A 10,461-nucleotide genomic window follows, 5' to 3' on the forward strand; every position below is an offset into this window, starting at 1 on the left:
CTAGAGTTTGCTTGGTTAGTTTTTTACTAGTAACGCAAGTTGCTAGTTACAAGTTTAGTTCTTTCTTAGCCCCCCTTTCGATCCCCCCTCCGCCCCCCTTATTAAGGGGGGGAACCAGCGGAAGCTTCGCTATTAACATCACGGGGGGTTGGGGGGATCTAAACCTATTAACCACAGCGTTAGATCCCCCCTCCGCCCCCCTTACTAAGGGGGGAACTCCGAAAGAATTAATAACTAGCAATTTGCGTTAGTAGGAATTGTTGAATGAGAGATGTTTTAACAAGCCGGGATCGCACCTGTTGAGAGATGTTTTTATAAGCCGGGATCGCACCTCTTGAGAAGAAGGTTTGAGTGGTTATTTTCCCTGAATTCTGTCAGGGCTAATGATTAAGTTTATGCAAATTTTCTTAAGTGATACTTGATATAAGTGCAGTATAATTTTTGGAGAAGCTACGGTAATTACTGGATTTTCTTTAAATAATGTTTTGGCAATTGAAGATTTGGCATGAATAGATAATAATAGTTATTCGGACAACATAATTATTGGATTAAATCCGTAACTTTAAGGTTTTTAAAGGGAACAATACAATGCCATTGAAAGCGACAGATCCTCATGCCAAAATTTTGATTTTGCTGGCTTTATGGGATATTGGTGCGGCGCAACAGGAAGTAAATAAGGGTTTGTTGACTAAGCGAATTGTGCCAAAAGGTGGCAAAATCGGGGATTTTCAGGAGGTTCTGGATCAATTGATAACTGAAAAGTTAATGCAAATTTCTGGCAAGAAGGTATTTTTGACTGCTAAAGGCATGGAGTTTTTATCTGCTGGCATTATAGATCCACAATTTGAGTTTATTAACCAAATTGGGGCAAAAACTGGTAATTCGTTGTTGAAGTGGATTCGGGAAATGGGAACTATAAGTAATGAGGGGAGTTCCGCAGTTGCATCTAACCAAAGTGCAGCAGAGGAGAAGCCGCCTAGCGGCTTGTCTACCCGAATCAATTCTTATGAGGAGTTCAAGCAAGTGGCGTTGGATGTCTACGACAATTTGAATCGGGATTACAACTTGGATAACTTGGTGCCCATTTATCGCATTCGGCGGGAAATTGGGGACAGGGTGACGCGATCGCAGTTCAATGACTGGATGTTGGAAATGCAAGCGAATGACATTTTGCAACTTCAGGGGGGTAGCGTCGAAGATAGCGCCCCAGACAAAATTGAAGATTCGATTACTACTAAAGTTAGTGGATTACGCTGTTATGCCAAGCGTCTAGTACCCTAAACTTATTTTTTTCTCACATTCTTGAATTACTTACATTTGTAAACCGGATAAGATCATGACAAACTCTCATTCTTCAGACTCAGACCTCAAAAAAGCTATTGAAAGTCAAAACCCATTTGACAGATCTTTAATAGTAAGAAGCCATGATGTTTGGGAACAAAGCTTTCCTGATGTTCCTTCAATTAATTCTCATGCCTCTGACGCTGTTTTTCAAGCTATTGGGCAAATTCGTGCTGGGCAACGTTCAGTTATTGGTATTACTATTAAAGCTGAGAAAGGGCTAGGTAAAAGCCATTTGATTAGTCGAATTCGTAGTCGTCTTTTAATGGAAGGCGATTGTTTTTTTGCTTATATGTCTGAAGTAGACTATGGCGACTTAAACCGAATTAACTCAAATTTCCTAAATACTTTAACATCAAGCCTAAAACAACCAGGCAACCAAGGGGTAATGCAGTGGCAAGAATTAGCGACGGCTTTAGTAAATGGAGCCACAAATAAAGATTATACTCCTCAACATTTAATTAGTCGATTTCCTGGTGCATTGGCTCAAAATTCTGGGTTAGTTGATAGTTTGGCTGAAAGAATACTTCAAGTTAAACCCAACGTTGAAAATCCTTATTTGATCCAGGCTATTCTTTGGACACTATCTTCAGATAAACAGTCATTTGCAATCAATTGGTTAGCGGGAAGAGAATTAGCTCAAAAACAAGCTGATGTAATGGGACTACCAAATAACCGCGAAGAAGATAAAGAATCTCAATCTTTCCAAACTGCTTGCCAAATTTTAGATTTAATAGGTGATTACAGGACATTAGTAATTGGTTTTGACGAGTTAGAAAGTGTAAATCGTAATGAGGCAGGTTTTACGAGAGCACAAGCGATCGCTCTTTTAGCAAAAGATTTGTACAGCAAAATCAAACGTGGTGTTTTAATGCTGGCTATGTACGATGAAACTTATAGCCTTCAAATTAGGGCTTTACCACAAGCAGAAGCGGTTACTGCCAGAATAGGCGAAAAAACTTTTGATTTAAAATATCTCAATTCTGATGATGTAGTAACTTTAGTTTCTTGTTGGTTGAAAGATTATTACGATAAAAAAGGGCTAACTCCGCCTCATCCTGTTTATCCGTTTGATGAAAATGAATTGAGAGAACTTGGCAAAGAAAAGCCAATTGTTAGGAAAGTTCTAGATGAATGTAAAAAGAACTGGAAAGTACCTGGGGATGGGGTAATAGTGAAACAAACCGATCCAGTAGAAGCTGCTTTCAACAAGGAACTGACAGGGCTTAATCGCACTATAAATGATTATTTTGAAGATAGCTCTGCCATATCTGATGCTCTACGTTTAGCATTCGAGGCAATTAAAGGTCAGACTATAGAAGGAGTGCAAATTCAGAGCATTGAAGAAGTAAAAGTTAAAAGTGCAGACAAAGGTTACTTACACTTCAGAATAGTTGGTAAAGAAAATGGAAAAGTTGTCAAAATTGTAGTAGCAGTTGTTCAGGAATCTGGTGGTAGGTTTGTAAGTGCTGCACTAAAACGGTTAATAGACTACAGAAATTTTGATATGACTCGCGGTTGCTTGGTTCGTTCCAAAGAAGTTAACCCAAATATTATGGGAAAACAACATTTAGATAAACTCTTGTCTAAAGAGTTAGGAGGAGAATTTGTTAAGTTAAGGATTGAAGACATCAAGCCGCTTTTGGCAATATCTTTTGTTAGTAAATCTTCAGGAGATTATGAATTGAACAAAGAAGAAATAAAACAGTTTATCTTGCAAAAGAAGATAGCAAATGATAACTATCTAATTCAGGAGATTCTAAGCGATCCTTCTGGTCAAGTTCCTGATGGATTAATTAATGAAGAAGATAAAGTTGCCGAAAATAAAACATCAGCAACTTCAACTACATCGAATAAAAATATTGAAATGTCACTTGATGATTTACTAAATAAAATTGGGAGGTAAATCGCTTAAGTAGCTTGGTTATTAAATCAATTTCAATCGGAAAAATTGTCATGTCATCACTCTCTCTTGACACTGCGCTGAGATTACCTGCACCGGAGGTGGAAGCCCTATTTCAAGGGCGATCGATCCTTGCCATGCCTCGATCTTTTCTTGATGTAGGAAAACTATTTGCTCTTTATCCTACAGATGTCTCTGGTAACTTATTACCAGTTGAACAGCAATATTGTTCAGGTTTTTTGACCATTGCCAAAAACACGATTTCACAATTGCATCCTGAAGGAGTAATAATTAAAGCTTGGGCTAGATGCGAATTGTGTCAAATTATCGATAAATCTGAATCGTTAGAACTTTTATCACCTCTAACAATTTGGACAATAGAAGCATTGCAGCAAATTATTGCCAAACGTTCCTATATTTTTCTAGCTTATCTGCGGGTTTATTTGCTTTTGCTACCAGAACCATTGGTAATGTCTGCGGATAGCCAGGGACAATTTGTGGCTTTACCTAAAGCTATAAGTGTTACAGATATTTCGCCAATTTTGAGCGATACCGTATTCTCCCAACGTCGCCATCAGCTAGAAAATCGAATCCCGCCTTTACATCCAGAATTGGAAGAGTTGCAAAGCCAAGTTGCTCAAATAGCTATTACTAACCCAAAAGCCAAAAATTTAAATCATCACATCCAGGCATTTTTAGGATGGGTAAGTAATCCGCCTAAAAAATTATCTGACACAGATTTGTCTTGGATTAAAACAATCAATGATTTGGCAACAGCTACCACTGGTGGAAACTATGAAAGGGGCACAGCCTTTGAACAAATTGTTCACAAAAGCTTAAAATTTTTAGGTTTTGAATTAGATCCAAATGCCAAAGGTGGTGCTGGTGGGATGGATTTGTACTGTACGAAACCTTATCCCTTAGTAGGAGAATGTAAAGCAGGTCAGGGCCTCGGAGCTATGGCTGTTCAAGAATTAATTAGGCTAGGTGGAACTCACTTAGGAACTGATCATTTTCTAGGTGCAGTAAAATTAGTCATTGGCCCCGGAGAACCATCAAAACCATTGTTAAAAGCTGCCCACGAGTGGAAAGTTAGCATTATTAATCCTATGACTCTTCAAGAATTAGTTGAATTACAAGCAACATATCCAGGTTCAGTTAATTTAATTGAACTTAAGGCATACTTGGAAGCTGGTCAAATTGATTCCAAGATTGACGAGTACGTTCAGACAGTTAAGAAAAATATTAAGATGAGATCGCATATAGTCCAACTCGTGAAAAAGCACCTGGAAACTACAAATTTTGAGAATGCCGGGATTGAAGGTTTACATGGTGCATACGTACATTCAAATCCACCTCAAAGTTTACAAGATAGAGAAATGCACGAAATTTTAATCGAACTTTCATCACCTTTAGCAGGTTACTTAGGCAGAAAAAAAGGAAGTGATTGGAGAACCGATCGCTTCTACTACCTCCGTGACTTAATAGTAAAAGACTAGATAAAATGATGAGATGTCTAACTTGTAAACACCGACAAACTAACCCAGGTTTAGTTACTGTAACACTATAAAGAGAAGAATCGATCGTCATTATAGCGAGCGCGGAAACTTTGTTTGATTACCCATAATGTAGATAATGTAGAGACGTTATATATAACGTCTCTACAGGATTTTGGATGAAAAATATTATGGCTCTTCAGCCGGAAATGATATCAATTACTAAGAGATTGAATTTCATTAATTAACCAACTATATAACTGACTTCTACCACTTTCCCGACCTCGCCGCAAAGCTTCTTCTAATAAACTAAAAGGTAAATTCGGTAAAAGTTGAGATTGTGTAATTTGCCTACTTCCACCATCAACAATAGCAAAAGCAATCAATAAAGCTTGCACTACATTCACAACCCAATATTCTTTCACGCCTAATTCTTCGTATAACATTCGCTTGCTACCGATATCATCAGAAAAAGAAGTTTTAGCAATTTCAATCACTAAATCTGGTGGTGGGTAAACATTTAAATCCACAATAGTTGTATTATGGGGAATAATTTCAGCATTCTCACCAATATAAAACGCTAAATCTGGTTGAGCTTCTGCTTCATTACCTCGCCTAAATGTACAGTTAGTTACTGCACTTATCGCCATGCCTGTTATGCCACAAAATAATTGCACACAGTAGCCAATCAGGGAATTATCGTAAGAATGATCGTAGCCTTGAGGTGTCATTTCGATTCTCAGTTGTCCTTTATAGTAATAGGTTTTTGCATTTTCTAATTGTTGAGTCTCAATAGCTTGAATGTACTCATCCCAAGTCGCTATTACCCATTCATCAGTGAGTAATTTTGTTTGTAATTTGCTCATAATTTTACATCCTTTTAATCACTGCATTCTATCAATTATGCGATACTGAATTGATTCAGCAATGTGCTGAGTTTTGATGTCTTCATCACCTGCTAAATCAGCGATCGTTCTCGCTACTTTTAAAATGCGATCGCTAGCCCTAGCCGAAAGTCCCAACTTCCGAATAGCCGCTTCTAACAAATTCCGAGAAGCATCATCTAACTTGCACCATTGCATTAAATGACGGCTTTGCATTTCCGCATTAGAACGTAAATTTGTTTCCGTTTTAAAACGGTGTTGCGATCGCTCTCTAGCCGCTTGCACCCTAGCCCGAACAGAGGTAGAATCTTCCCCTAAAGGTTGATTAGTAATTTCTTCCGGTTTCAATCGATTAACTGCTACTTGTAAATCAATGCGATCCATCAAAGGGCCAGAAAGTTTCGCCCAATATTGTTCCCTTTTTCCGGGAGAACAAGTACAAGGTTGAATCGTATCCCCAAAATAACCACAAGGACAGGGATTTGTACTCGCAACTAAAGTGAATTGTGCCGGAAACATGACAGATAATCTAGTACGAGAAATTGTCACATATCCATCTTCCAAAGGTTGGCGGAGGAACTCTAAAACATCTCTTTTAAACTCAGTGAGTTCATCAAGAAATAAGACTCCCCGATGTGCTAAAGAAATCTCCCCAGGTTTGGGAAAACTGCCACCACCAACTAAAGAAGGGCCAGAAGCAGAATGATGGGGACTACGAAAAGGTCGATCGCTAACTAAACTACCTCTATTTTTTAATAACCCAGCAACAGAATAAACTTGAGTTACTTCGAGCGATTCTTCAAAAGAAAGTTCGGGTAAAATCCCTGGTAAACGTCTAGCTAACATCGTTTTACCACTTCCCGGAGGACCAACAAAAATTAAATTATGCCCACCAGCAGCAGCAATTTCTAAAGCCCGTCTAGCGTGTGCTTGACCTTTCACATCTTTTAAATCTAAGCTGGAAAAGTGCGATCGATCTTTGTGTTTTGTGCGATCGATCTTCACAGGTTGATAACGTTTGGGATTATCCAAAAAATTAGCTACATCCGTTAAAGTTTCCAACCCATAAACCGCCAAATCTGCCACAACTGCCGCTTCCTGTGCATTATCAGTTGGAACAACTAAACCTGCAATTCCTAAACGTTTGGCAGCAGCTGCGATCGGCAAAACACCAGCCACCGGACGTAAGCTACCATCTAAAGAAACTTCGCCTAAAAATAGGAAATCCCCCAACAATTCCGGGTTAACTTGCTCCGACGCAGCTAAAATTCCTATACTAATTGCTAAATCAAAACTTGGCCCTTCCTTGCGTAAATCAGCCGGAGTTAAATTAACCACAATTCTTCGCATCGGAAAAGCAAACCCCGCATTTTTAATCGTCGCCTTTACCCGTTCGCGAGACTCTTGCACAGCAGCATCCGGTAAACCAACCACAACAATTCCCGGAAGTCCCCCCGAAACGTCCACCTCCACCCCCACTTTCACAGCGTCAATGCCTACAAGTGATGCACTCCAAACTCTAGCTAACACAGTTCTTTTCCTTAGCAATTAATTTAGTTGTTCTTTGTCTATCCTCTCTTATCATTGACAATTGATGAATGAAAAATTATCAATGACTGCACAAGACACGATTTTCGGCAAAATCATCCGTCGGGAAATTCCCGCAGATATCGTCTACGAAGACGACATGGCACTTGCTTTTAGAGATATCAATCCCCAAGCGCCTGTTCATATTTTAGTCATTCCCAAAAAACCTATCGTTAAGCTTGCTGACGCAGAACCCGAAGATCACAAAATTTTGGGTCATCTGCTGTTAATTGTCAAGCGAGTTGCTGAACAAGCTGGACTAGAAAATGGTTATCGAGTAGTAATTAACAATGGCGCAGACGGTGGACAAACAGTATACCATCTCCATTTACACATTTTAGGCGGCAGACAAATGGCTTGGCCTCCCGGTTAGAAGAGATGGGGGGATTGGGAGATGGGGAGACTAATTTAACCTTTACCCTGTTCCCTTCTGCCTTCTCTTAACTGAGATCTTGCACCTGCGATGAGAGTCCGCCCGCAATACTGCTCGGGTTTTGGATTTTTGCCTTTGTAGGGGCGAAGCATTCGGACATAAAATCTAGGATTTGAGCAAATAAATTGTCGCCCGAATGCTTCGCCCCTACGCTTAACCGAGCAGTATTGAGTCCGCCCGGAAATCAATTTCCGGGCTAATACCTCAAGTCCATTTTAATGGACTGAAAGCTTTTGAATACTAATACCAATTCTCCGTAAAATTGCGCTTAATCATTGAACCGGGACTGTGGACGGGGAGGGGTTTGGGGTGGGGTTCATTAAGTGCATCCTCATAGAGAATTGGTATAAGTATTTAGTCCTCTTTAGAGGAGTTCAGCTATTAGCCTGCGAATTGATTCGCCGGCGGTTTTTGGGACTGGTGCAAGATCTCAGTTAAACCATTGCTTTAAGATCTTGGGCAACTTCGTTAAGTTTTTGAATGCCAACTTTAGTTTGAGTGATGCCGCTGGCAGTTTGGGATGCACCTTGATTAATGTTGTTCATGGCTTCAACTACTTGTTCAATGGCGATCGCTTGTTGTTTAGCATTCAGAGAAATTTGTTGAGAACCAACAACAATATCATTAATTGCAGTTAGAGAAGTTTGTTGTTTACTCAAAACAATTTCATTAATTGCATGAGTTACTTCGGTAAAAGCTTTTGCTGTTTCTTGAGAAAGTTTTATCCCCTCTTCTGCGGTTTTCCTCCCTTCATCAGTTGCCGTAACTGTAGAATCAATTGCTGATTGAATACCCAAAATTAAAGCGTTAATTTTTTGGGCTGATTGTTTACTTTGGTCTGCTAATTTGCGAATTTCTGTCGCAACTACTCCAAATCCTCTGCCATGTTCGCCAGCACGCACCGCTTCTACAGCAGCATTTAAAGCTAACATATTTGTTTGACTAGCTAAGTCGCTGACTATGTTGGTAATACTGCCAATTTGATTTGTTTGTTCGGTTAATTCTGAGGTTTGTTGTGCGATCGATCCTACTTTTTCTTTAAGTGTAGACATCCCCGCTAAAGTCCGTTCTACTGTTTGCGTTCCCCGTTCGGCTAAGTCTAACACTTGACGCGATCCGGCTGCGGATGATTCTGCTAAAGCTAATACTTGGCGGGCATTTTCCGCTGCTGATTCTGCTTGTTCTGCGGAAACTCTTGATGATGTACCTAACTCCGTCATTGTCGCAGTAGTTTGATTTACGGAAGCTGCTTGTTGGGTAGCAACTCGTTCTTGTTGTTCAATTGTTGCGGCAATTTCTGATGTGGAAGTGGTGATAGAATTGACTATTGAATTAATAGATTTGGTGGTACGATTGGCGAGGATAACTGCGAGCGCACTCACTACTAAAGCTGTAATTCCACTGCCAATTAACAGCGTAACTAGTAATTCTCTTTGAGGCTGAAAAGCTACTGCTGTGTCGTTATCAACTAATATCAGCCAGTTTAGATTAGGCATTCCTGTTAATGTAGGAGTAGTAGAAAAGGCTAAGACTTTATCTGTTTTATCAATTGCCGAATAAGCAATATCTACATCTGCTGCTTTGTTCGCTTGCAGTTGCTTTAAGCCTGAATACTCTGAAAATATATCCTGACCTATATTTTTTTGATTCTGAGATATAAATGTTTTGCCTAAAGCATCAATTACATGAATTTGCTTTTCTCGATCGTCAAAACTTTTGATCCGTTCCTGAATGTGATGTAGCGGTAATCGCGATCGGGCTATCCCAATAGTTCTCCCTGTTACAGCATCTTTAATTGGTGCAACTAAATACAACACTAACTCATTGGTAGATGGAGAAATTTCTGGATGACTAACAAAGGGCTGATTTTGGTTGAGTGCTTGTTGAAAGTAATCTTGTTCTCTTGGGTTTTGGACAACTGTCCCTCTCGATTTAACACTTACGCTGCCATCCAAATTAAAAATACTAATATTGTCATAAACGCCGTAAGCTTTTAGGTAACGATTCAGCGTCTCTTCTTTTTGCTCCTGGGAAACGATCCGACTAAGTTTTGGATCGTTGATAATAGCTAAGTTAGCTATTGTTTGAATGTCTCCATAACGTTCAAACATGAAACGACTGAGTTTATCCGCCACTTCTACTGCATAAGCTTTTTGATATTGCATTACGTCTTGCGTAATCGAACGATTGGCAAAGTAATAAGCTACAGTACCAATTAGTAACACTGGGAGTGTACCTAATGCGATCGCAAAGCCAATAGCTTTATTTCGTAACGATAGATTCTGAAACATTATTTTTTTAAGAGATAACGTTAAGCGTATTGAGTGATTGGTAACTTGTAGTGATCTATACTAATTTTAGATTTTATAATTTATATATTTCTTCTGAATATCCGGTAAAACTATAGTTCCAGCTAAGGTGAGAGCTTTCTTCATAAGAATTATTACAACTTTAGTTATGTATAAACTCCAAAGCAAACTGGCGAGGATTGACTCAAATCTTGCACCCAGGGAGGTGGAAGCTCCCAGATACTAGTTCCCCGGTTGAACAAATGGAACGAAGAATAGAGGCTCTGCTCAGGAGTGCAAGATCTGAGTTGACACTTTCCCATCAAGGTGGTATTGCAAAATCCTTTTTTTGTAAAATAAAAATTTTTTCTTAACCCCCTTTACAAACCGAAACAAATCCCTTAATGTATATTTAAGCGGGCAAACAAACCGCTCTGAACCTCGAAAAATAAATCATCGCAATTATCCAACAATGACCACAACCATTCAACGCCGCGAAAGCGCCAACGTTTGGGAACGGTTTTGCAAC

At 39.4% G+C, this 10,461-nt stretch carries 7 protein-coding genes; 4 read left to right on the forward strand and 3 right to left on the reverse strand.

Going from position 1 to position 10,461, the window contains the following annotated elements:
• The first annotated feature begins 588 nt into the window (after window positions 1-588).
• Genes ACE1CC_RS23030 through ACE1CC_RS23040 form a run of 3 tightly spaced genes read left to right on the forward strand, consistent with a single transcriptional unit; the run spans window position 589 to window position 4,743 of the window.
• Window positions 589-1,281 (forward strand): hypothetical protein, encoded by a 693-nt coding sequence (locus ACE1CC_RS23030; protein WP_413272771.1) that lies wholly within the window; start codon window positions 589-591, stop codon window positions 1,279-1,281.
• 55 nt (window positions 1,282-1,336) lie between these two features.
• Window positions 1,337-3,247, forward strand: coding sequence for a hypothetical protein (locus tag ACE1CC_RS23035; RefSeq protein WP_413272772.1), 1,911 nt, complete (start codon window positions 1,337-1,339; stop codon window positions 3,245-3,247).
• A gap of 50 nt (window positions 3,248-3,297) precedes the next feature.
• Window positions 3,298-4,743: a DUF1802 family protein gene (locus ACE1CC_RS23040; RefSeq protein ID WP_413272773.1), complete on the forward strand. Its 1,446-nt coding sequence runs from the start codon at window positions 3,298-3,300 to the stop codon at window positions 4,741-4,743.
• Between the two features lie 212 nt (window positions 4,744-4,955).
• Here the strand turns inward: ACE1CC_RS23040 and ACE1CC_RS23045 are convergent, their stop codons facing one another.
• Together ACE1CC_RS23045 and ACE1CC_RS23050 are read right to left on the reverse strand one after the other, a co-directional pair.
• Complete coding sequence (locus ACE1CC_RS23045) at window positions 4,956-5,606, reverse strand: Uma2 family endonuclease (protein ID WP_413272774.1); 651 nt, start codon at window positions 5,604-5,606, stop codon at window positions 4,956-4,958.
• 18 nt (window positions 5,607-5,624) lie between these two features.
• Window positions 5,625-7,154: a YifB family Mg chelatase-like AAA ATPase gene (locus ACE1CC_RS23050; protein ID WP_413272775.1), complete on the reverse strand. Its 1,530-nt coding sequence runs from the start codon at window positions 7,152-7,154 to the stop codon at window positions 5,625-5,627.
• An 82-nt stretch (window positions 7,155-7,236) separates the two neighbouring features.
• Here ACE1CC_RS23050 and ACE1CC_RS23055 point away from each other — a divergent pair, with 82 nt between their 5' ends.
• Complete coding sequence (locus ACE1CC_RS23055) at window positions 7,237-7,584, forward strand: histidine triad nucleotide-binding protein (protein ID WP_413272776.1); 348 nt, start codon at window positions 7,237-7,239, stop codon at window positions 7,582-7,584.
• A 494-nt stretch (window positions 7,585-8,078) separates the two neighbouring features.
• Here the strand turns inward: ACE1CC_RS23055 and ACE1CC_RS23060 are convergent, their stop codons facing one another.
• The gene (locus ACE1CC_RS23060; RefSeq protein ID WP_413272777.1) at window positions 8,079-8,696 is read right to left on the reverse strand and encodes a methyl-accepting chemotaxis protein; all 618 of its coding nucleotides are present in this window, start codon (window positions 8,694-8,696) and stop codon (window positions 8,079-8,081) included.
• Window positions 8,697-10,461: the final 1,765 nt, after the last annotated feature.

The organism is Floridaenema aerugineum BLCC-F46, from assembly GCF_041929345.1.
GTDB classification, from domain to species: Bacteria; Cyanobacteriota; Cyanobacteriia; order Cyanobacteriales; family Aerosakkonemataceae; genus Floridanema; species Floridanema aerugineum.